The following is a 22335-nucleotide window of genomic DNA, read 5'->3' as shown; positions in this document are numbered from 1 at the left end:
AGGTGGACTGGCAGTTCACCACCCACGATGCACGCATCAAACTGCGTCACCTTTATCCCAAATATTAGCCGCGACAGTCTACTAGGCCCCCCGATGGTGAAACGTCAGGCCCGTCAGGAGCGCGTGTTCCAGGCGCATGAGCGACCGCTGCCTCGGGGCGTACCCGGCGTATACCCTTCCCTTCAGCGGCCGCACGTATCGCACGAGCGACCAGGGGGGTACGGAGTGCCTGCGTTACGTGAGACGGATCCCCGGTGGATCGGACGGTATGGAGTCCTGGGCCGGCTCGGTGCCGGCGGCGTGGGTGAGGGTACCTGGCCAGTCGCCCGCCGGCGAGCGGCTGGCGGTGAAGGTGGTGCGGGCGGAGCACGCCGAGGACCGTACCTCCGGGTTGCTCGTCACCCTCGGTGTAGGGGACGGAACACGGCTGTCGGGGTTCGAGACGAAATCCGCCAACAGGCGGCCCGCCCACTTCAATGGTACCGCGGTCGTCCCGGCCGACGGCGCCGGCTCCAGGAGCCTGGTCGTCTGCCCGTCCGACAACGCGCTCAGGGCTGTCGACCGCATCGACGGATCCAAGGTATGGACGGTCGTGGTCCACGGCGTGGGAACTACGGCACCCCCACCGTCCACGAGGGCCTCATCTACGCCTTCCTCGGCGACAAGAAGGACGTCGTGGACCGGCACGGCACCCCGAAGTCGGGTGCTGATCTTCCCCGACTCGCGGGTCCTGATGGAGTACCGGTCCGTGGTCGACAGCCAACACGTGTACGTGACCACTCCCGACGGCATCGCCGGCCTCGACCTGCCGGCCTAGGTGCCGTGTCGGAGAACCTGTGCACTGGTGATGTGATGCGCCGTGAAGATGTCCTCGGGGACAACGGTCGTGTGCTCGATCTGCTGTTAGGCCAGGATGATCGGGTTGCTGAGCACTGCCATGTGGCCTTTCGCATCGCGGACTTCGGTGCGAACGAACGCCGACTCCTCAGCGCTGATGTGCCATTCCACGGTGCCTGACCCCGTGTCGGACCATGATGCGCCGTGCGCTCTTCCCTTCTCGGTGTGGAGGCTGACCGTGCCGCCGGGCACGCCAGCTAGGTCGACTCGCACCACGGCCTGCTTGTCGCCGGTCTTCAACCGCTCACCGATCCCGGCATTGTGATCACCGGCAGAGGCGGTGAACGACAGCTCGACGGCGTCCGATGCGGCGATCCAGCTGTGGCCGGCGCGGATACCGGCGAGGATCGCGTCGACGCTCAGCTCGTCAGCCAGTACGACGGTGTGCGGGCTGCCGATCTGGCCCTCCAGGTGGGTGTCGCTGTTCCCTACCGCGGGCCGCCACCGACCCTGGTGGACCTCCGCGGTCAGACCGCGTCCCCACTCGGCCACGGCCGCCTCGTTGTCCGCCTGCCACGGCACTTCCGAACTCCACAGCCCGTTCCACACCTCGACCACGTCGAAGCCCTGATAGGGATACATGAACGTGCCCGAGAGGTACGGCGCATGCGGATGAGCCGCCACGCCGAGGCCACCGGCCCGATGCACCTCGTCCAGATGCCGGTCGACCGCGTTGTCCCGCACGCCATAGCGCCAGTCGACCACCTGACCTGGGCGGAGCCCCAGCGCGAGCCAGTGTCCGGTCCGCGTGACGACCTCCTGCCCCAGGATCACCAATAGATCGTCGCCGGCGTGCCGGCTCCAGGCGCCGTGCGTCGCGGCAGTGTTGTGCTCGGTGGTCGCGAGGAAATCCAGCCCCGCCGCACGGGCACCCGCCACAAGCTGGGCCGGCGTCAACTCGCCGCCGTTCGAGGACACCGAATGCACATGGCAGTCGCCCCGGTACCAGCCGCGCCCCCCGATCGGCCACCCGCGTCGGGGGAACCGAGAGGCCGGAAGCTCTCTTCCCACTTCGTCGCCCATAGCCATTGCAGCAGCCTAGTTCCGTGACAGGACTTCTCAGTCACAGCAGCGCGTCCACGGACGTCTAAAGGTCGAACTCGAGGTGCTCGATGTCGGTGAAGCGGACTTCCTCCAGGTTGCCGGCGCGGCGGCCGCCGTCCTGGAAGTACACCTGCTTGAGCCCTTCGGCGGCGATGTTCTGCAACTGCTGGTCGGTGGCGCCGCGCTCCTGGGCATCGAAGAGGCGGGCGGCGTATTGAGGCGGCAGGGCCACGGTCAGGTGCCGGAGCCGGGCGTCGTCGGTCGTGCCGACGGGGGCGGTGTAGCCGATCCGGGCACGAGTGTCGATGACGATGCCGTCGGTGGTCGCGGCCCGCACCCGCGCCCTCGCACGGACCTGCGGCTGCCACCGCCTCTTCACCTCGGCCTCCAGACGGGCTGCGAGGTCCGGGCGGGGCTTCTTGGCCTGGCCGGCCACGTAGCGCTCCACCTGGCGCTGGGAGACTCCGAGCAGTTCGGCGACCGGCCTCGTGCCCTTGAGCTGCCGGACCAGATACCGCATCTGCGCGCCCGCGCTCTGGGGGGCCGGGCGGGTGAACGCCTTCTGCACCGCCTTGTCCAGGCCGTTTCCGAACACGCTCATCGGCTGCTACTCCCCGCCGTCCTGGTTCGTGACCTCGCCGGTCTTGATGTACCGGGCGAGGTTGAGTTCCGGGGCGTCGAACTGCTCGCGCACGCCCTCGCCCCACAGCACGGTCTGGGTGCCCTCGTGCTTGATCATCCCCGGGTTCACGCCCAGCCGCCAGCCGCCCGGCAGCGGCTTGCCGTCCCGGTAGGGCAGGAAATCCAGCGGGCTCGGGCCGTCGGCCGCGTACACTGCACAGTCCGAGAGGATCGCGACCGGGTACTGGCCGGTGAACGCGGCGTGCTTGATGATCTTGCGGTGCATGTTGACGCGCGTGCGGGAGATGACCGCGGCACGGATGTCCGGCCGCCACGTCGGACGCCGCAGAGCCGGCCACGGCTCCCCCGGCTTCCAGCCACTGCCACGCGGACGCTCGCGCAGCTTGCCGATGCCGCCCTTGACCGTCGCCTTGATCGCGGACACCACGATCGCCAGCTGAGGGTCGCGGCCCTGGTAGCCGTCCATCGCCGCGAGGAAGTCGGCCGGGTCCAGGTCGGCGGGCACGCCGAGGTCGGCCATGGTGGCGACGTACGCGTCGCGCAGGCGGTTGTACCAGGCGTCCAGGTAGCGGCTGTTGTCGTAGCGGACCCAGGCCTCGACCGGGGCGACGTCGTAGCCGAGCTCCACCGCGTAGGCGACGGTCGGTGTCGCGTACCAGGCCGGGCCTGCGGGGAGGTCCCCGGTCGGGGTGAACGGGCTGGGCAGCAGCTCGCCGTCCAGCGCCACCCACTGCTTGCCGGCCTTCACCCGGGACAGGTCGACGTGACTCAAGTCGACCAGCCACGAACCGGGGAGTTTCGGGTCGAACACCGGCTGGTTGACGTGCGCCGGTGCGCCGAGGCCGACGACCAGGCCGTTGGCGCCGGCGGCGAAGGCCATGTTGACGTCGATGCCGACCAGGAACCGCGTCGCGCATTCGGCGTCGGTCAGCGGGCGCGCCCAGTCGTACGCCTCCTCCACCAGGACCTCAGCCGGGGTGCGCTGGTGGAAGCGCGGCAGTTCCTTGAGCAGCGGGTGCCCGTCGGGGGCCTCGCACGGCGCCGGGTCGACCGGGTCCTTCCCCAGCGAGCCGGGGTTGTGCTCGCTGTGCCGGACGCCGTGCTCGTCCGGCTCGGACGCGCGGGTCGGCGGATGGAAGGCCGTCATCAGCTCCAGGCCGGTCACCGCGGTCGAACCGCGCGGCGTCATCACCCGCTCCGCGTACGTGCCCAGCAGCCTGGCGAGGTCCGCCGGCGGCAGCTGCCCGGCGTCAGACCAGTGCCGGGCGTCGAGCGCGTTCCACGACGGGATGCACAGTTGCACGCACGAGCGCTCCGAGCCCTGCGCCGGGCGGTAGATCCTCGCCCACGGCCCGAACCCGCGCTTCGTCAACTTCCAGTCAGCGCGGGCGAGTTGCTTGATGATCTTGTGGCCCTCCGGCAGCCGCCCCGCAAGGCGCTCTTCGTCGGTGAGGGTGACCGGCAGGCCGTAGCGCTCACACGCGGCCTCGGTGAGCACGAGCAGGGGGTCGGCGTCCTTGCCCGGCCCGACGAGCTTCGGCTGTCCGAGCCTGGCCTCCCCCAGCGTCCACTCCACCAGGGCCCGCAGGGACTTGGCGGGCACGTCCAGGACCAGGCCGCCGACGCAGTACGCGAGAACCTGGCCGTCGACGTCGACGTCGACGACCGCGAGCGGCCCGTCGGCGAAACGCGGGCCGGTACCGGCCGCCGGGGCGGCCTTCTTCTCGCCCGCACGGCGCGAGGTCATCGGTGGCCCGGCAGTGCTCGTGCGCGCCGGACGCGATGCGGCGGCCGGGGCCGCTGGGGTGATGGGCGTCGTGGCGGGACGGGGCTCGGTGCTTTCGGGAGCAGCCGTGGCCGCCTCCTCGGAGGGTGGTGGTGCGGCCGCAGTCCGCGCTTCCGGTACTGGGGCGGGCGTACCGGTGAACATCTCGGGCGCCGGTGTGTCCTTCGCGGGCGCTGTCGAGTTGGTGGGGGCGGGGTAGAGCTCCGCGAGTTTGTTCAGCAGCCGCGCGTACGCCTCGCGCTCCGGTGGCCGTGGCTCGGTCTTGCCCGACTCCCAGCCGCTCACCGTGGCCCGGCGCACGCCCAGGGCCTCGGCCACCTCGTCCAGGGTCAGGCCGTGCGCCTGACGCAGCCGCTTGCGCTCCGCGGGCGGCGGCAGCGCGGCTCGCGACGCGACCAGCGCATCGATCCGGTCGAACAGCTCGGACACGAAGGCACCTCCCGTCGATACCCTACCTTGCGAAGCGTACGGATTGCGTACGACTGGGGTACATCTCGCGCGCGTCGTCGAAGGTTGACGATGAGGGACGCGGAAACCGAGTAGCTCCTGAAGTCCGGCTCTGCATACGTTCGGCGGAAGAGTTCAGAGCGCATCGAGTGCTGGACATCGGCTGCGGGACAGGGGTGTTCGCCCTCCTCCTGGCTGATCGCGGGATCGAGGTCGCCGGCGTCGATCCCGTCCAGGCATCCATCGATGTCGCTCGGGCCAAACCGGGCAGCGAGCGGGTGCGCTGGATCTGCTGTGATCTGACAGCCCTCCCGCCGCTCCAGGTTGACCTTGCGACGATGACGGGGAACGTCGCCCAGGCCATCGTTGATCCGCAGTCGTGGCAGAAGACGCTTCGAGGCCCCTACGAAGCGCTGCGGCCTGGCGGGCTTCTGGTTTTTCGGCTGAGCAGGGACCCTGCCGTCTATCGTGTCGGGGATCCGTCCGGCGCGCTGCTCGGGCGGATCACGTTGCGGCGTCGCCGCTTTGTGCGCTTCGGCCGGGTGCGGTGGACCGTGGAGCCGGTCACGGTTCCTGCCTTGCGGGGCTATCGGGGCCGCCTGGTGTGGTGGGCGCTGTGGTGACCGGTGGGACTGCCGGTCGGCCTGTTGTGGGGGATCACCTCCCTCCTGGGCGAGGGCGACGGCGGGTTCGGTCCGCCCCGCCGGGTCATCTGGCGCGACGGTGCGGGCCGGGCACATCTCTTCTTCCGCGGTTTGGCTGACGACTACCGGGTGTTGATACCCGGCTGATGCGGGGGCTGGCGCCCGCTACTGGCTCACACACCCTGAAGACCTGCCCGAAAGCCGGTTCGGGCCGCTGCGCAGTCAACGTGGGATCAGCCGACCGCCGTTGCGGAAACGCGGCCCACTCGGCCGCGGCGAATGTGATCCACAGATCACTGTCGCCCCGCATCCCACAGCTGTGACATGGGCATGCATGGGGCGTTTGACCACGTCCCCCACAAGGAGTGGACCTCCATGAGCGCTCCCGCGACGCCGCCCACCCCCACTGCCCCCAACGGACTGCCCCTGATCGGGCATGGACTTCAACTCGCCCGTAGTCCCCTGGAGTTCATTACCTCGCTGCGGGATCACGGCAGCGTCGTCCGCATACGTATCGGGCCCACGCCCGCCTACGTGGTCACCGAACCCGCGCTCACCCGCAAGGTCCTGGTCACCGACGCCGCGCACTTCGCCAAGGGCGGCCGCATCATCGACGCGTTGCGTCTCTTCTTCGGTGACGGGCTCGCGACGATCGCCGACGGCGACGCGCATCTGCGCAACCGGCGGCTGATGCAGCCCATGTTCAACAAGGCGCACATCGCCGAGCGGGGCGACGCGATGGTCGAGCAGGTGCGGTCCATGGTCGCGACCTGGCCCGAGGGGCAACAGCGCGACGTGTACGCCGACATGAACGAGGTCACCCTCGCGGCCTTCCTCACCGCGCTGTTCGGTGCGGACCTGCCCGAGCATCTGGCCGGCGAGTTCATCTCGCTGATGCCGGCGATCATGAAGGGGACCATCCGGCAGACGATCCTGCCGCCCTGGATCACCCGGCTTCCCCTGCCCGCCAACCGCGCCCATGCCGAACGTGTCGCCCGCCTGCGCGCGCTCATCGACCAGGCCATCGACCACCGTGCCGAGCGAACCGGGGGCGACAGCTCCGCCACCGAGGCCGATACGCCTGCGGTCGCCGCCGGGTGTCCCCATGCGGCCGCGACATCCCAGGCGCAGACCGGACTGTTCGACACCCTGCTGACCGCCGAGGACCCCCTGACCCGCCAGCAGTTGCAGGACGAAGCCATTACCCTGCTCACCGGCGCCATCGAAACCACGGGCACCACGCTCGCCTGGACGCTGTACGAGATCACCCGCAACCCACAGGTCGAACAGCGGCTGCGGGAGGAGCTCGCCGCGGTCTGTCAGGACCGGCCCCTGCGCCATACCGACCTCGATCAGCTCACCTTCGCGCGCCGGGTGCTGCAGGAGGCCATCCGCAAGTACGGGCCGGCCTGGCTGGTCACCCGGACCGCCACCCGCGACATCGACCTCGGCGGCCACCGGATACCGCAGGGCGCCGACGTCGTCTGGAGTCCGTACCTGCACCAGCACGACCCGGATGTCTTCGACCATCCCGACGTCTTCGACCCGGACCGCTGGACGCCCGAATCCATCGCCGCCACACGCGGTTCCTTCCTCGCCTTCGGCGACGGGCGCCGCAAGTGCATCGGCGAGAACTTCGCCTGGACCGAACTGCAGATCATCCTCGCGACGATCCTGCGCACCTGGCCCGCCTTCACTCTCACCTCGCGGTCACCACGCCCGCAGGCCGTCGTCACCGTCAAACCCGACCAACTCACCATGTCCTTCCGCCGACAAACCGCGTCCAGGGATTCGGCAGGCATCGGCACGGCGCGTCGCGACCCCGGCGCCGCAAGCCCGACGCCCAGCGGCTGAACTGTCCGCGCGGCGGCGACAGACCCCGCGGAAGTGAGCCTCCCTTCGGCTTCTGCCCGCAGCAGTCGGAAGGGGGCGGCCGGGCGCGGACTCGGTGTCGCGGAGGGGTCGTTGTGGGGCGCTGGGCAGGGTGGAACGATGACCGTGACCGGACTGCGGGAACGGGGGTGCATCGTGGGCCACGAGACGCGCAGGGCGCCGGCGGCCGAGGCGTTCGACGCGTTGGGCGCGGAGTACGAGAAGGCGTTCGGCGGATCCGAGGCGCACCGGGCGTCGCTGGACTGGCTGCTCGGCCGGCTCTGGCAGGGCAGCCGGGTGCTGGACGTGGGCAGCGGGACGGGGCGGCCGACGGCGGCCACGCTTGCCGCAGCCGGGCACGACGTGACGGGGATCGACGTCTCCCCCGTCATGGTGGAGCTCGCCCGGCGGCAGGTGCCGGAGGCCTCCTTCGCCTGTTTCGACATCCGCGAAGTGCCGCTCGACGACGGGGCCTTCGACGCGGCGTGCGCGTTTTTCTCGCTGCTGCAGATGTCGCGGCGGGAGCAGACCGATCTCGTGCGGCGGCTGGCACGGGCGGTGCGGCCCGGGGGTCATGTCGTCTTCGCCACGGTGTCTGTGGACTGGGAGGACGTCGAGGGTGTCTTTATGGGGCAGCCGGTACGGGTGACCAGCTTCGCCGCCGAGGACTTCGTCGCGATGGTGAGCGGGGCCGGGCTGACAGTGGTGGCACAGGAGGACGTGATGTTCACGGCTCCCCACCCGCAGGCCGAGCCCGAGCCCCATCTGTACCTGTACTGCCGGCGTGAGGGATGACTGACCGGTCGTCTGTGCGCCTCAGTGGCAGTGGCAGTGGCAGTGGCAGTGGCAGTCGGCCGCAGGCGGCAGAAGCAAGACGCGTGAATGGGTACGTCGGCCGACGCGGCGGCCAGTTTGAGCTGTTGGGCCACGATGGCGGCCTCGCCGGTCCTCCCGAGCCGGGTCACGCACTCGTGGAATCCGTGCAACGCCCAGACGTTGCCCGGGTGCTGGAGAGGGCGGGGCAACGTGTCGTCGAGACCGAGGTCCGCCCGGTAGACCGCCTCGGCCTCCTCGACGCGGCCCTGTTCCAGCAGCAGGGCGCCGTAGGCGTGGCGGGTGGGCTGCATGCAGCCCCAGGGCTCGTCGTAGGGAAGGCTGTCGTCGAGTTCGATCGACCTCTGCAGGGCGGCGAAGGCCTCGTCGTGATCACCCTTGCGGTAGGCGAGTTCGCCGTCCAGCATGGCCGCCGCGATGGCGAGGATGTCGCGGCAGGTGTTGTTGACGGTCCGGTCAGCGTGCCCGGCCGTGGGATGCGCGGATCGGCCGCGCGAGTCGGTGCCCGATGGCCAGACGGAGACCGGCGTGGTCACCGCCGTACGGCCGCCCTTCAGCGCCCGGGGTGGCCGTACGACATCGGCGCGCACGTGGGCGACTGGGGCTCGGTGATGGCGGCATCCGTGCTGTCCGCGATCCCGGCCGCGTCCTCCTCGTCCTCGCCCAGAAGTACATCGCCGCCGCGATCACCGGCGGATCCGTCAAGTGAATACACGTCAAGTGACCTCAGGAGCCCCGCACATGGTCGACTCTTCCGAGCTCCCCCAGTTTCCCCGGTTCCCGCCCGGCTTCGTCTTCGGCGCCGCGACCGCCTCGTACCAGATCGAGGGCGCGGCGCGGGAGGACGGCCGCGGCCCGTCGATCTGGGACACCTACAGCCGCACCCCCGGTCTGGTGGCGAACGGCGACACCGGTGACGTCGCCTGCGACCACTACCACCGCTATCCGCAGGACGTGGCGCTGCTGCGGGACCTGGGCGTGGACTCGTACCGCTTCTCGATCGCCTGGCCGCGGATCGTGCCCGACGGGTCGGGTCCGGTGAACCCCAAGGGGCTGGACTTCTACTCCCGGCTGGTCGACGAGCTGCTCGCGGCGGGCATCGAACCGGCCGCCACGCTCTACCACTGGGACCTTCCGCAGGCCCTGGAGGACCGGGGCGGCTGGCGGGTGCGGGAGACCGCGGAGCGGTTCGCCGCGTACGCGGCGGTCGTGGCGGAGCACCTGGGCGACCGGGTGCCGCGCTGGATCACTCTCAACGAGCCGTGGTGCAGCGCCTTCCTCGGCTACTCCGTCGGACGGCACGCGCCCGGCGCGCGCGAGGGCCGGGGCGCGCTGGCCGCGGCCCACCATCTGCTGGTCGGCCACGGTCTCGCGGTGCCGGCGCTGCGGGCGGCCGGGGTGCGCGAGGTGGGCATCACGCTCAACCTCGACCACAACCTGCCGGCCAGCGACTCCCCCGCCGACCTCGCGGCCGTCGTGCGCGCCGACACCCAGCACAACCTGGTGTGGACCGAGCCGATCCTCGCGGGCCGCTACCCGGCCACCGAGGAGGAGACCTGGGGCGAGCTGATCGCCGGACAGGACTTCCGGCGGGACGGCGACCTGGCCCTGATCTCCCAGCCGCTGGACTTCCTCGGCGTCAACTACTACCGCCCGATCGTCGTCGCCGACGCCCCCTGGCGCGAGAGCGACCCTGCGCGGCGCGTGGCGACCGACAACCGCTACGAGGAGGTGCGGCTGCCCGGCGTCCGGCACACCGCAATGGGCTGGCCCGTCGCACCCGGCACCTTCACCGACCTGCTGGTCCGGCTCAAGGAGCAGTACGGCGACGCCCTGCCGCCGGTCCACATCACCGAGAACGGCTCCGCGGAGCACGACGAGGTGAGCGCGGACGGCGCCGTGCACGACCCCGACCGGGTCGCCTACCTGCGCGACCACCTGACAGCGCTGCGCGCCGCCATGGACGCCGGGGTGGACGTCCGCGGCTACTACGTGTGGTCGCTGCTGGACAACTTCGAGTGGGCCTTCGGCTTCGACAAGCGGTTCGGGATCGTGCGGGTCGACTACGACAGCCAGGAGCGCACGCCGAAGGACAGCTTCCGCTGGTACAAGGGGATGATCGCCGCGCAGGGGCGGTAGCCGCGGGAGCGGGTGAAGGGCGGTGAGACGCCGCAGGCGGAGCCGCCGGGCCGTACTGCGCCGCCCGATGCTGCGGGGCGGTGGGGCGTCGAGGAGGGAACTGGCGGCACGCCGACGGGTGATGCAGGAATTCCGGGGTCACCCGATGGCGCCGGGGCGGGTGCCGACCGGTGGTGCCGGATCGGCGGGCCGGGCACCGCTGCCGGCACGGCGAGCCAACCGATGCCGCCGGAAGAGCACAGGCTGACCGCTAGGCCTGTTGCGAGCGACAGGCCGTCGGAGCGCGTCGACGCCGTGGGTGGGCGGCCCCGTGCTCCCGCTGCGGAGCGGTGGTCGGCGGAGCGTACCGGGCTGCAGACCGGCAGCCGCCGCCTCCGGCCGGGCGCCGGATCGGCAACCCACCCCGCGACCGGAACGCCGGGGCGCTGCGCACATCCTCGGGCTCCGAACCACAGCTCCGCGAGGGCGGCCACGTTGGCCTCGTTGTCGGAGCTGACCGGCAGGGCCCGGCGGGTGGGGCGCAGCGCGGAGAGGGCCTGCGCGAACAGGCCCTCCACGGCGACCCGCGTCCAGCCGAGGTTGGGGGCCTGGCGCACGGTGCCCCCGCTGACCAGGCCGGGCAGGGCGACGTGCGCGCCGACCGGCGTCAGCTCCTGTTCGGCCGCCGAGGCGATGGCGCGGGTCGCGAGCCCGGCCGCACGCGCCGTACCTCCGAGGGCGGCGTGCCGCGGTTGTCGACGTGCTCGACCAGCCGGACCCGGGCCGTGCCCGCCAGGTCGACGGCGCACACGGCGACGTAGTCGATGTGAATCTCGATGCCGAGCCCGGCCGGACCGGTCCGGGCCACCTTCAGGACCGTGCCGGGGCGCCCCACCTGACCGCTGCTGGTCTTGCCCCATTCGGTGACGAAGCGGTATGCGACGTGCCGCGCCCGGCCACCCGTGGCGCCGGCGACGGGCCCGGCCCCGTTCGCGCAGGTCCTCGAAGGGGGAACGGTTCGTCGGTGGGCTGGCACCGGTGGAGCCGGGATCTCTAGGATGGACTCCCTGTCAGGCCAGTCCAGTTGGCGCGGCACTTCGCTGGGGGAACGATGCACACCGACAAGCTGTCCACACAGATCGACGCCACCGTGCCGACGGCCGCGCGCATGTACGACCACTATCTGGGCGGCAAGGACAACTACGCGGCTGACCGGGCGGCGTGCGAGGAGCTCGACAAGGTCGTGCCCAGCACGCGCCGCCTCGCCGTGAACAACCGGCGCTTCCTGCAGCGGGTCGTCCGGACGCTCGCCGAGGAGTACGGCATCCGCCAGTTCCTGGACCACGGATCAGGGCTGCCGACCCAGGACAACGTGCACCAGGTCGCCCAGCAGATCGGCCCGGGCACGCACGTGGTGTACGTCGACAACGACCCGATGGTGCTGGTGCACGGCCGCGCGCTGCTCGAACAGGATGAGCGCACCGCCGTCATCCAGGCCGACATGCGCGACACCGACGTGATCTTCATGCACCCCGAGACCGAGCGGCTCATCGACTTCTCGCAGCCGGTGTGCGTGCTGTTCAACTCGGTGTTCCACTGCATCCCGGACAGCGACACCGACGGTCCGCTCGCGGTGGTGCGCCAGGTGCGGGAGCGGCTGGTGCCGGGCAGCGTTCTGGTGATGTGCCAGCTGGTCAGCGAGGATCCCGAGGTCCGCGAATTCGTCACCAACTTCATGGACCAGGCCACGCAGGGGCATTGGGGCCGGGTGCGTGAGCAGAAGGACGTGGCCGAGTTGTTCGGGGGGCTCGAGATCCTGGAGCCGGGTCTGGTGGAGGTGTCCACCTGGCGTCCGGACTCGGAGGTGGCGCCCCGTCAGCTCACGCACGAGTGGATCGAGTTCGGCGGCGTGGGGCGGATCCCGGTCGGCTGACCCGCCCAAGGGGTTCCGGGCGCCCCGCGCGATGGGCCGCCCGGTACTCAAGTGGCCGCGGTGTAGCGGCTCTTCATCGTGTTGCGCAGCAGGTCCAGGGACTCGCGCGGGGTGAGGGCCTCGTCGCCGAGCCGGTCCAGCGCGAGCCGGTACTCCTCCGTCTCGTCCCGGTCCTCCAGGAAGTTCGCGCTCCTGATGTGCTCCAGGTAGACCACGTCGGGCAGGTCGAGGCCGCCGAAGCGCAGATAGGTGACGGGGATCGCGGGCGCCGAGGCGTTGGTGACGTCCAGCGGTACGATCTGCACCGTCACGTTCGGGCGGCCGGTTATGTCGACGAGGTGGGCGAGCTGCTCGCGCATGATCTCGCGGCTGCCCAGGACCCGGAGCAGGACCGATTCGTCGATCACCGCCCATAGTTGCGGGGCGTCCGCCCGCAGCAGCAGCTCCGCGCGGCGAGTGCGCAGTTCGACGCGTCGGCGCACCTCGGCGGCCGGTGCGTTCGGCAGGCCGCGCTCCACCACGGCGCGGGTGTACTCGGGTGTCTGGAGCAGGCCGGGGACGTACTGGATCTCGAAGGTACGGATGGTGGCGGCCGCCTCCTGCAGTCCCACCAGCCGGTCGAACCACTCGGGCATCAGCCGCTTGTCGTAGCGCTGCCACCAGCCGGGCTCGCCGGCCCGCTGGAGGAGTTTGAGCAGCACGGAGGCCTCGTACTCCTCGGTGCCGTACAGCCGCAGCAGCGCGCGCACGTCGCTCTCCGACGGCGGGCGGCGGCCCTTGCCCGACTCGATGCGGGACAGCTTCGCCGCACTGAAACCGACGACGCGCGCCGCCTGGTCCTGCGCCAGCCCCGCATCCTCGCGGAAACCCGCCAACTGCACGCCGACCAGCATCTTCAGCAGAGTCGGAGCGGGCTCGGGCCGGTCGAGATAGGGTTCCAGACGGGAGATGCGATGTGACGCGGCAGACATCCTGACTCCCAGCAGACCGGCACAAGGGCGATTTACACTATCGCACCCCGCCGGGCGTCGACGCATCCCCCGTCGGCCACGGGCCAGTTGGAGCCCGCGCCGGTGCCTCAAAGGGACCTCACAAGAGGTGGTCGAACTCTCCGTCCTTCGCTCCGGCCAGGAAGGCCGCCACCTCCGCCGGGGTGTAGACGAGCGCGGGGCCGTCGGGGTCACGGGAGTTGCGCATCGCGATGCCCCCGCCGACCAGGGCGGCGACCTCGACGCAGTTGCCCTCGGCGTTGCTGTGCCGACTCTTGATCCAGCAGGCGTCCAGCGAGCTGGCCTGCACTCCGTTCCGTACTGGTGGCACCGCAGTCTCCTTGCTGTCCACGTTCCCCGCCGTGCGCGGGCGCGTGTGCCCGGCCGTACAGAGGGGACGGCCGCGGCCCATGAGCCTCGGCCACCCCACTCGAATTCACGCAATTTCTCGTGCAATTGCACGAGAGCGCCGTCAGCGTGGATAATAGCCCCGGCGTCAACCCACGTTGTTGCCGCCATTTCCTGACGTCGCATCGGGGAGAAGCCGTGTCGTCACCTGCGCTCAATGTGCTCCGGCCGCAGATCAGGGCCGTGGCACTCGCGGGTGGGCCCGGCAGCGGGGGCGCGCTCCGGCACGGGCCGCGTACGGGGGCGCGGCCCGTGCGGGAACCGGAGGTGCGAAGTGGCGCCGCTCTGGTGATCACCGAGCCGGCCGCCGGCGCCGCGACGCACGCGGCGCCCCGGACCGCACCCGGGCCGGAGATCCGGCTCGGGCTCCCACCAACCTGACAGACTGCCGCGGAAAGGCATCCCGCCATGCGCAGCGCTTCGACCGAGCAGCCGTGTACCGAGCGCCCCGACAGTGACCTGCCCCCGGCCGGCGCAGCCAGGCCTTCGCCGCTCGTGGCGGTGGGCCAGGTGCCCTGGGGCCGGATCAAGGACTCCACCGGCTGCGCCGCGGCGATCCCCCTGCTGCTCAACGGCATAGCGTGGGGTGACGCCGACACCGCCCGGGCCGCCCTCGCCGATCTGCGGGAGCGCATCTGCCAGTACGGCTTCGTCGTGGAGCAGGCGACGGCGGCCACGGTGCCGTTCCTGTGGGAACTGGCGCAACTGCCGAAGGTGACGTGCCGGGCGCAGATCATCCAGCTGCTCAAGTCCATCGCGGATGCCCGGCAGTGGGAGAACACCGCCGCCGTGTATCCGAAGCTGCTCAATCACCGCGAGAACCACGTGGTGTGGGAGCGGGCGGCACGGCAGGCCGTGCGTGCCCGGCGCGGCGACCTGCCGCGGCTGCTGGCCGACGGGGACAGCGAGATCGAGCGGGCCACGACGGAGCTCGCCCGCTCCCTGGGTGACTGACGCCCGGCGGCAGGCCGCTCGGCGTGCCGTCCGTCCGGGCGGGTGCCGTCGGGCGGACCGCTGCCACCCTGCGTGACGCCCCTCGCCTCACGAGGCCTGGCAGTGTAGACATTGGCACATGGTCCGACTCTTGCGGCGCGAGCGGCGCACGTCCGGCAGCGCTCGCGGGACGGAGGCCGACAAGGCACGGCGCGGTCCGCTCCCGGGGCGGGGGGCCTGCCTGTCGCGGTGGCATCCGGCGGCGGGGCTGCGGTCCGTGTTCGGTGGGCGCAGTGTCGCCGGTCAGGTGTTCGTACTGCATGTGGTGATGGTGCTGCTGCTGGTCGTGGCCGCGGTGGTGGCGCTGGTGCTGCAGGCGCGGCACGACACCACGAAGGAGGCCCGCAACCGTTCCCTCGCCGTCGCCGAGACCTTCGCCAACGCGCCCGGCATCCGGGAGGCGCTGCGCAGCCCGGATCCCACGCGGGTGCTCCAGCCACGGGCGGAGGCAGCCCGGCGGCAGGCCCCGGTGGACTTCGTCGTCGTGATGAACACCGACGGCATCCGCTACACCCACCCGAAGCGGGACCGCATCGGCAAGAAGTTCGTCGGGGACATCGGGCCCGCGCTGGCCGGGCGTCCCCTGACCGAGGAGATCGACGGGACGATCGGCCCGCTGGTGCAGGCCGTGGTGCCGGTGAAGGCGCCCGACGGCTCGGTGGTGGGCCTGGTTTCGGCGGGCATCACGACCGAGCACGTCGGCGGCGCCGTCGACCGGCAGCTGCCGGTCGTCCTGGCCGCCGCGGCCGCCGCCCTGGCCCTCGCCATGGCAGGCGCGGCTCTGGTCAGCAGAAGGCTGCTGCGCCAGACCCACGGTCTCGGCCCGCGCGAGATGACCCGGATGTACGAGCACCACGACGCGGTGCTGCACTCCGTACGGGAGGGAGTGGTCATCGTCGGCGGCGGGGGCAGCCTGCTGCTCGCCAACGACGAGGCGCACCGCCTGCTCGACCTGCCCGCCGACGCCGAGGGCCGGCAGGTGCTCGACCTCGGTCTCGCCCCGGGGACCGCAGACCTGCTGGCGTCGGGGCGGGTCGTGACGGACGAGGTGCACCGGGTCGGGGACCGGCTGCTGGCGGTCAACCAGCGGCCGACCCACGTCGCCGGCGGGCCGCCCGGCTCCGTCGCCACCGTGCGCGACTCCACGGAGCTGCGGGCCCTGTCCGGCCGGGCGGAGGCGGCGCGGGAGCGGCTCAACATGCTGTACGACGCCGGGGTGGCCATCGGCACGGGCCTGGATGTGACCCGTACCGCCGAGGAGCTGGCGGAGCTGGCCGTGCCGCGGTTCGCCGATTTCGTGGCGGTGGACCTGTTCGAGCCGGTGATCAGCGGCGGGCAGCCGGACGCGGCGGCCGCGCTGTGCCGTACGGCACTGAGCGGGATCCGCAAGGACGCTCCCCTGTATCCCGTGGCCGAGAAGATCCGGTTCGTCGGCTCCTCGCCCCAGGCCCGCAGTCTCGCCACGGGCCAGGCCGTGCTGGAGCCGCGGCTCAGTGAGGCCCCGGGCTGGCGTGCGCAGGACTTCGAGCGGTCCGGGCAGATCATGGAGTACGGCATCCACTCGCTGATCACGGTGCCGCTGCGGGCCGGCGCGCAGGTGCTGGGTGTGGTCAGTTTCTTGCGCTCCGAGAAGCCGGAGCCGTTCGACACGGACGAGCTGGCGCTGGCGGAGGAGCTGGTCGCCCGGGCCGCGGTCTCGATCGACAACGCGCGCCGCTACACGCGCGAGCACAGCATGGCGGTGACGCTGCAGCGCAGTCTGCTGCCCCGCAGTCTGCCCGCGCAGGGCGCCCTGGACGTCGCCTACCGCTATCTGCCCGCGCAGGCCGGCGTGGGCGGCGACTGGTTCGACGTTCTGCCGCTGTCCGGTGCGCGCGTGGCGCTCGTGGTGGGCGATGTCGTCGGGCACGGGCTGCACGCCGCGGCCACGATGGGGCGGCTGCGCACCGCGGTGCACAACTTCTCCGCGCTCGACCTGCCGCCCGACGAACTCCTCGCCCTGCTGGACGAGTTGGTGGCCCGCATCGACCAGGACGAGACGGAGAAGGGCGGCAGCGCGCCGGTCATCGGGGCGACCTGTCTGTACGCGGTGTACGACCCGGTGTCCCGGCGCTGCACGGTGGCTCGCGCCGGTCATCCGCCGCCGGCGCTGATCCACCCCGACGCCAGTGTGGTGTTCCCGGAGGTACCCGCCGGTCCCCCGCTGGGGCTCGGCGGTCTGCCGTTCGAGACGGCCGAGCTGGAGCTGGCCGAGGGCAGCCGGCTGGTGCTGTACACGGACGGGCTGGTCGAGGACCGGGAGCGGGACATCGACGTCGGTCTGGAGCTGCTGCGGCAGGCGCTGGAACGGGCCGGTGACTCCCCCGAGGACACCTGCCGGGTCGTCCTCGACTCCCGGCTTCCGGCCCGGGCCGTCGACGACATCGCCCTGATCGTGGCGCGCACCCGGGCGCTATCGGCCAAGCAGATCGCCGAGTGGCCGGTGCCGTCCGACCCGTCGGCGGTCGCCGAGGTGCGGGCGGCGGTGACCCGGCAGCTGGCCATATGGGGGCTGGACGAGCTGGCGTTCACCACCGAGCTGATCCTGAGCGAGCTGGTCACCAACGCGATCCGCTACGGCGTTGCCCCGATCCGGGTGCGGATACTGCGCGACCGCAAACTGATCTGCGAGGTGTTCGACAGCAGCAGCACCTCGCCGCACCTGCGGTACGCGACGATGACGGACGAGGGCGGGCGGGGCCTGTTCCTCGTGGCGCAGGTCGCGGAGCGCTGGGGCACCCGGTATCTGCCGGCCGGGAAGGTAATTTGGGCGGAGCAGCCGCTGCCCTGAGCCTGCGGCGGTCCGCGGCGGGGACTGCTCGGCGCTGAGCTGCTCATAAAACACGCTTATGAGCTCATAGACCGGACCCGTGTACCAACTTAGGCTTGCCTTAGTTTAGGCTTCTTGATCGAGTCGCCTGTCACCGCTCGAAGGGAAGCTGATCATGCCCCGCCCCCTGCGGGTAGCCATCGTCGGGTCCGGCCCCGCCGGGATCTACGCCGCCGACGCTCTGCTCAAGTCCGACGTCGCCGCCGCCCCCGGTGTGTCCATCGACATCTTCGAGCGCATGCCGGCCCCGTTCGGGCTGATCCGGTACGGCGTCGCGCCCGACCACCCGCGGATCAAGGGCATCATCACGGCCCTGCACCAGGTCCTCGACAAGCCGCAGATCCGTCTCTTCGGCAACGTGGACTACCCCACCGACATCAGCCTGGACGATCTGCGCGCCTTCTACGACGGAGTGATCTTCGCCACCGGCGCGATGGCCGACCGGGCGCCGTCCCTGCCCGGCATCGCCCTCGACGGCTCGTACGGCGCCGCGGACTTCGTCTCCTGGTACGACGGTCACCCGGACGTGCCGCGCACCTGGCCGCTGGAGGCGGAGAAGGTCGCGGTGCTCGGCGTCGGCAACGTCGCCCTGGACATCGCGCGCGTCCTGGCCAAGACGGCGGACGAGCTGCTGCCGACGGAGATCCCGCCGAACGTCTACGAGGGCCTGAAGGCCAACCGGGCCAAGGAGATCCACGTGTTCGGCCGCCGCGGCCCGGCGCAGGCGAAGTTCAGCCCGATGGAGCTGCGGGAGCTGGACCACTCCCCCAACATCGAGGTGATCGTCGACCCGGAGGACATCGACTACGACGAGGGCTCGATCGCCACCCGGCGCGGCAACAAGCAGGCCGACATGGTCGCCAAGACGCTGGAGAACTGGGCGATCCGCGATGTCGGCGACCGGCCGCACAAGCTGTTCCTGCACTTCTTCGAGTCGCCGGCGGAGGTCCTCGGCGAGGACGGCAGGGTCGTCGGCCTGCGCACCGAGCGCACCGAACTCGACGGCACCGGCAACGTCAAGGGCACGGGCACGTTCAAGGACTGGGACGTCAGTGCCGTGTACCGCGCGGTGGGCTACCTCTCCGACAAACTCCCCAAGCTGCCCTGGGACATCGACTCCGGCACGGTGCCGGACGAGGGGGGCCGGGTCGTGCAGGAGAGCGGTGAGCACCTGCAGTCGACGTACGTCACCGGCTGGATCCGGCGCGGACCCGTGGGTCTGATCGGCCACACCAAGGGCGACGCCAACGAGACGGTGTCCAACCTGCTGGACGACTACGCGAACGGCCGTCTGCACACGCCCGCTTCGCCCGCACCCGAGACCGTGGACGCGTTCCTCGCCGAGCGCGAGGTCCGCTTCACCACCTGGGAGGGCTGGTACAAGCTGGACGCCGCGGAGAAGGCGCTGGGCGAACCGCAGGGACGTGAGCGCGTGAAGATCGTCGAGCGTGAGGACATGCTGCGGGAGAGCGGCGCGTGAGCCGTTAGGTGTGAGCGGTTCGCTCCGCGTGGTGCGACGGGTCCGGCGGCCAGCGCCGCCGGGCCCGTTGTTCCGGGTGAAGTCGGGTACCGAAGTGGCCCGTCGCCGCGGGCGCGCTGGCCGCCGGGACGGCCGTCCCAGCGCAGGCCGCACGCCACCGGCAACGGATTCGCCCAAGGACACGATCTACCTGTACAAGCCGTCCGGCAGCCGCGCCGACGTGCACTCGTACACCAAAGTGCACCAAGTGCGGCAAGTGCGGCAACGACCGGGACGGCAACGGGTACATCACCTTCCACCGCTGACCCGGCGCGCGAGCCGGCCGCGCCGGCCCACGAGCGCGAGGATCGCGGTCAGCAGGGCGAGCGCGGCCCCCTGCCCGAGGGCGCTGCCGAGGAACACGGCCGGGACGGGCACGTCGAGCCACGGCTCCAGCGCGGCCACGCGTACCACCAGGATCAGCAGGCCGAGCACCGCGAGGGCGACCGCGCCGCACGCGGTGCTCTGGCCGGCGCTCGGGTCGGCGCCCTGTTCTGCTCCCTGCCCGGTGTCGCGGTCCGCGCGCAGGGTGCGCCACAGCAGCCAGCCCAGCGAGCCGGCCAGGAAGCCCGTGGCCGGCGCCCACACCGAGTCGGCGGCCTCGGGCAGCAGCACGACGGACCCGCCCATCACCACACAGCAGGCGGTGAACAACAGGCCGGGCGAGCCAGCGGGCAGGGACGCCGGGGGCGCGTCGCGGTGGTGGGCCGCGCACACGGCGAGGGCGGACAGCCAGGCCAGCAGCGCGGTGGCGGTGGCGTAGGCCGGTTCGGGCGGGACCGACGCGTCCAGCAGCGGTTCCAGCAGCGGCCAGAGCGTGGGTACGGCGGCCAGCAGCACGGACACGCGCGCGAGGCGGCGCCGGTCGTGCAGCAGGGCGAAGTAGCCGGCCGTCCACAGCAGGGGCAGTGTCCACAGGGCGGCCTCGACGATGCCGGAGCGCAGTCCGTGGCCGGTGAATCCCGAGGTGAACATCTCCCACTGCGCCCTGCCGTGGGTCGACGCCCAGGTCAGCTCCAGGATCCCCTCGACAACGGCGGTGGCAGCCTGGAGCAGCACCGCGAACAGGGCGAACTGCCGTGCGGCGGTGCCGAAGAGGGCGTACGGGCGGGGCGCACCGGGGGTCGCGAAACGGGTGCGCAGCGCGAGGGCGGCGACGCTCGCCACCTCGCCCAGCGTGGGCCGGCTCTGGTCCTGGGTGTCCCGGTCGACGTCCCACAGGTACGTCTCGACCATCTCCTCCTCCCGCGCCCGGCGGTAGTACGCGGGGAGCAGCCGCAGCACGGTGCGGTAGCGCGCTTCGAGCAGTGTCGTCGTCATGCGAGACCTCCGGCGAGTCCCGGGCCCGTCGCGGGCCGTGCGGGTGTGACGTCGGTCGGTGCGGGGGCGCGGCGTCCCTCGGCGATCCGCTTCTTGGCCGCGCCGGCGCCGGCCGCCATCCGGTCCGCCTCGGCGTCGAGGGCCCGGACGCCGTCGTCGGTGAGTCGGTAGTAGCGCCTGAGCCGGCCCTGCTGGACCTCCTCACGGTCCAGGACGATCAGTCCGTCCGCGGTGAGCCGGTCGAGCACGCCGTACAGGGTGCCGACGCGCATCTGCACCTCGCCGTCGGACAGTTCCTCGACCTCGCGCAGGATCCCGTACCCGTGCCTCGGCTGGTCGGCCAGGGCGGTCAGGACGAAGAACGCCGCCTGTGTCATGTTCCTCGATGCCATGCAGCCATGATATCTCGGCTGCCGATATATTCAGGCGCGCAGACACGCCGATCGCTCGAAGAGGCGCTGGTGCGGGCAGGACCCGTCCCAATGCGGATGGTGGACGGGTCCTGCCCGCGCACACCATTGTCAGGAAGGCGCCCCGTCCCGGCCACGAGTGAACGGCATCCGCCGCACGTGCGCCGCGCACACCCCGTGCGCGCGCCGCGTCTCCCGTACGCGGGCCGCCCACTGGGGACCCGCGTGATCGCCGGTAGCGGCCAGCGGCGATACTGGCAGGTGCACGTGCTCCCGCTATAGATGGACCCATGTCGACCTCCCCCACCGTCCGCCCCGCAACACCCCCCACGGTGTGGCCGGCCCGCGGCCGCTGCTCCGGATCCGCCGCGCAGGCGGAGGACGTTCTCCGCCGCACTCTCCAGCGGCACAAGGACCGTCAGGTCATCGACGACTTCATGGAAGTGCCGGACGAGGAGACCGGCGCCGGGGAGTCGGTCTTCGAGGCCCGCTGGAAGACTTCCGACGCGGTGACCGTACGGGCGCGGCTGGCCCTGGCGCACGGCCCGGACGACGGACCGGAGTGGCTCCTGGTCGCGGAGGCCGAGGAGGCGTGGGACCCGGCGTGGCCGTCCCCCGTCGCCATGTTCTGGCCGACCGACGAAGACACCGGCGCCACCGGCGCCACCAGCGCGGACGCCGGGTGGGACCACGACGCCGACACGGGGCTGCGCTTCGGGGAGGTCCAGCACCTCCCCCAGGACGACAAGGCCGTGCGGCGCGTCCTCAGGAGCGCCGGGCGCAGCGGCTGGAGCGTCCACGTCGTCGTGCACGAGGCGATGACCACCGACGACCGCGGCAGGGTGCCGCTGGCCGGGTCGCTGCCGCCGGGGCTGCGGCACCGGGTGGTGGAGCACCGCGCAGCGCCGCAGCAGCTGCGGGTGGTCAACTGGGCCCTGCGGGAGTTCGGCGTGCAGGTGCCGCGCGGCGGTGCCGTGGTGCTGCCCGGCGCCCCGGTGCCCGAGGGCTACGACGTGCAGGACTTCTCCGTGCGCGCGGTGTTCCTGGACGGCTCGGAGCCGAGCGACCTCATCGCGGCCGTGACCGGCTTCGCGCGGCTGCCGCGGCCGTTGCCGGACGCCGCCGGTGAGGCCCTCACCGCGCTGCGGGAGCAGTGGCACCTGCTGACGCTGGAGGAGGAACTCGCCCGCGAACGCAGGCTGGTGACGATGTACGCCGAAGCGCTGGAGGCCATGACGAAGTCCCGCGACCTGTACCGGGAGGCGGCCGAGCGCGCCCACGAGGCACTGACCGCCTATCGCGAGTCCGGCGAGGTCGCTCCGGCGAAGCAGTCGCCGTCCGGCACGCAGGCCTCCTCGCCGTTCCAGCACCTCACCCGGACGCTGGAGCGGCTCAAGGTCACGGGCAAGGGGCGGCGTCCCGCGGCTCCGGCGGACAGCGCCGGCGCGGGTTCCTCGGACGGGGAACGGTCGGTGCCCTCGGACAAGGAGCCGTCGGCGTCTTCGGACGGGGAGCCGTCGGCCCCTTCGGACGAGAAGCGGACGGCGACCTCGGACGACTGACCAGGCCCGGCCCACGCCGTTCGGTCAGCGAGGCGGCGCTCGCGGCAT

Annotated in this window: 17 protein-coding genes and 4 pseudogenes; 12 read left to right on the top strand and 9 right to left on the bottom strand. The window is 71.6% G+C overall.

Features of this window, described 5'->3' with window-relative positions; translation table 11 throughout:
- The first annotated feature begins 268 nt into the window (after positions 1 to 268).
- Positions 269 to 817, top strand: a complete 549-nt coding sequence (locus H8R17_RS32625) for a hypothetical protein (RefSeq protein ID WP_187826823.1) — start codon at positions 269 to 271, stop codon at positions 815 to 817.
- 86 nt (positions 818 to 903) lie between these two features.
- Here H8R17_RS32625 and H8R17_RS32620 read toward each other — a convergent pair whose 3' ends face one another.
- The 3 genes from H8R17_RS32620 to tap all read right to left on the bottom strand — a co-directional run bounded on the left by H8R17_RS32620 (position 904) and on the right by tap (position 4798).
- Complete coding sequence (locus H8R17_RS32620) at positions 904 to 1920, bottom strand: CehA/McbA family metallohydrolase (protein ID WP_187826828.1); 1017 nt, start codon at positions 1918 to 1920, stop codon at positions 904 to 906.
- A gap of 64 nt (positions 1921 to 1984) precedes the next feature.
- Positions 1985 to 2542: a telomere-protecting terminal protein Tpg gene (gene tpg, locus H8R17_RS32615; protein WP_187826822.1), complete on the bottom strand. Its 558-nt coding sequence runs from the start codon at positions 2540 to 2542 to the stop codon at positions 1985 to 1987.
- A 6-nt stretch (positions 2543 to 2548) separates the two neighbouring features.
- A complete protein-coding gene (tap, locus tag H8R17_RS32610; RefSeq protein WP_187826821.1) occupies positions 2549 to 4798 on the bottom strand; it encodes a telomere-associated protein Tap in 2250 nt (749 codons plus the stop codon).
- 53 nt (positions 4799 to 4851) lie between these two features.
- On the opposite strand from tap, the pseudogene H8R17_RS32605 reads away from it, so the two are divergent.
- From H8R17_RS32605 to H8R17_RS32590, 4 genes and pseudogenes are all read left to right on the top strand, one after another.
- Positions 4852 to 5277: pseudogene (locus H8R17_RS32605) on the top strand (class I SAM-dependent methyltransferase); the annotation flags it as partial.
- Between the two features lie 165 nt (positions 5278 to 5442).
- Positions 5443 to 5607 carry a hypothetical protein gene (locus tag H8R17_RS32600; protein WP_187826820.1) on the top strand — a complete coding sequence of 55 codons (165 nt, stop codon included), beginning with the start codon at positions 5443 to 5445 and terminating at the stop codon, positions 5605 to 5607.
- 228 nt (positions 5608 to 5835) lie between these two features.
- Positions 5836 to 7314, top strand: coding sequence for a cytochrome P450 (locus H8R17_RS32595; RefSeq protein ID WP_187826819.1), 1479 nt, complete (start codon positions 5836 to 5838; stop codon positions 7312 to 7314).
- 138 nt (positions 7315 to 7452) lie between these two features.
- The gene (locus H8R17_RS32590; protein WP_187826818.1) at positions 7453 to 8127 is read left to right on the top strand and encodes a bifunctional 2-polyprenyl-6-hydroxyphenol methylase/3-demethylubiquinol 3-O-methyltransferase UbiG; all 675 of its coding nucleotides are present in this window, start codon (positions 7453 to 7455) and stop codon (positions 8125 to 8127) included.
- Positions 8128 to 8165: 38 nt separating this feature from the next.
- On the opposite strand, the pseudogene H8R17_RS47625 reads toward H8R17_RS32590, so the two are convergent.
- A pseudogene (locus H8R17_RS47625) lies at positions 8166 to 8612 on the bottom strand (hypothetical protein); the annotation flags it as partial.
- A gap of 132 nt (positions 8613 to 8744) precedes the next feature.
- On the opposite strand from H8R17_RS47625, the pseudogene H8R17_RS47620 reads away from it, so the two are divergent.
- Both H8R17_RS47620 and H8R17_RS32580 read left to right on the top strand, forming a co-directional pair.
- A pseudogene (locus H8R17_RS47620) lies at positions 8745 to 8875 on the top strand (carbohydrate ABC transporter permease); the annotation flags it as partial.
- 32 nt (positions 8876 to 8907) lie between these two features.
- Positions 8908 to 10305, top strand: coding sequence for a GH1 family beta-glucosidase (locus H8R17_RS32580; protein WP_187826816.1), 1398 nt, complete (start codon positions 8908 to 8910; stop codon positions 10303 to 10305).
- A gap of 440 nt (positions 10306 to 10745) precedes the next feature.
- Here the strand turns inward: H8R17_RS32580 and H8R17_RS32575 are convergent.
- Positions 10746 to 11215 (bottom strand): annotated as a pseudogene (locus H8R17_RS32575) (transcriptional regulator); the annotation flags it as partial.
- Between the two features lie 180 nt (positions 11216 to 11395).
- Between H8R17_RS32575 and H8R17_RS32570 the strand changes: the two are divergent.
- Positions 11396 to 12217 (top strand): SAM-dependent methyltransferase, encoded by an 822-nt coding sequence (locus H8R17_RS32570; RefSeq protein ID WP_187826815.1) that lies wholly within the window; start codon positions 11396 to 11398, stop codon positions 12215 to 12217.
- Between the two features lie 47 nt (positions 12218 to 12264).
- Here H8R17_RS32570 and H8R17_RS32565 read toward each other — a convergent pair whose 3' ends face one another.
- Positions 12265 to 13188, bottom strand: a complete 924-nt coding sequence (locus H8R17_RS32565) for a helix-turn-helix transcriptional regulator (RefSeq protein ID WP_187826814.1) — start codon at positions 13186 to 13188, stop codon at positions 12265 to 12267.
- Positions 13189 to 13306: 118 nt separating this feature from the next.
- Positions 13307 to 13537 carry a DUF397 domain-containing protein gene (locus H8R17_RS32560; RefSeq protein WP_187826813.1) on the bottom strand — a complete coding sequence of 77 codons (231 nt, stop codon included), beginning with the start codon at positions 13535 to 13537 and terminating at the stop codon, positions 13307 to 13309.
- A gap of 485 nt (positions 13538 to 14022) precedes the next feature.
- On the opposite strand from H8R17_RS32560, the gene H8R17_RS32555 reads away from it, so the two are divergent.
- The 3 genes from H8R17_RS32555 (at position 14023) to H8R17_RS32545 (ending at position 18956) form a co-directional block, all read left to right on the top strand.
- The gene (locus H8R17_RS32555; protein ID WP_187826812.1) at positions 14023 to 14568 is read left to right on the top strand and encodes a hypothetical protein; all 546 of its coding nucleotides are present in this window, start codon (positions 14023 to 14025) and stop codon (positions 14566 to 14568) included.
- Positions 14569 to 14686: 118 nt separating this feature from the next.
- Positions 14687 to 17437: a SpoIIE family protein phosphatase/ATP-binding protein gene (locus H8R17_RS32550; protein WP_187826811.1), complete on the top strand. Its 2751-nt coding sequence runs from the start codon at positions 14687 to 14689 to the stop codon at positions 17435 to 17437.
- A gap of 154 nt (positions 17438 to 17591) precedes the next feature.
- Positions 17592 to 18956: an FAD-dependent oxidoreductase gene (locus tag H8R17_RS32545; RefSeq protein WP_187826810.1), complete on the top strand. Its 1365-nt coding sequence runs from the start codon at positions 17592 to 17594 to the stop codon at positions 18954 to 18956.
- A 288-nt stretch (positions 18957 to 19244) separates the two neighbouring features.
- Here H8R17_RS32545 and H8R17_RS32540 read toward each other — a convergent pair whose 3' ends face one another.
- Together H8R17_RS32540 and H8R17_RS32535 are read right to left on the bottom strand one after the other, a co-directional pair.
- A complete protein-coding gene (locus H8R17_RS32540; RefSeq protein WP_187826809.1) occupies positions 19245 to 20315 on the bottom strand; it encodes a hypothetical protein in 1071 nt (356 codons plus the stop codon).
- On the bottom strand, positions 20312 to 20692 hold the full coding sequence (locus tag H8R17_RS32535; protein ID WP_187826826.1) for a PadR family transcriptional regulator: 381 nt from the start codon (positions 20690 to 20692) through the stop codon (positions 20312 to 20314). Before H8R17_RS32535 ends, H8R17_RS32540 begins: the two co-directional genes overlap by 4 nt.
- Positions 20693 to 21015: 323 nt before the next feature.
- Between H8R17_RS32535 and H8R17_RS32530 the strand changes: the two genes are divergently transcribed.
- Positions 21016 to 22287, top strand: coding sequence for a hypothetical protein (locus H8R17_RS32530; RefSeq protein ID WP_262505667.1), 1272 nt, complete (start codon positions 21016 to 21018; stop codon positions 22285 to 22287).
- The last annotated feature ends 48 nt before the right edge of the window (positions 22288 to 22335 follow it).

Origin of the sequence: Streptomyces sp. TRM68367 (assembly GCF_014495685.1) — a bacterium.
Lineage (GTDB): Bacteria > Actinomycetota > Actinomycetes > Streptomycetales > Streptomycetaceae > Streptomyces.
The sequence above is the reverse complement of the archived record's forward strand: the minus strand, read 5'-3'. Positions and strand labels throughout refer to the sequence as shown.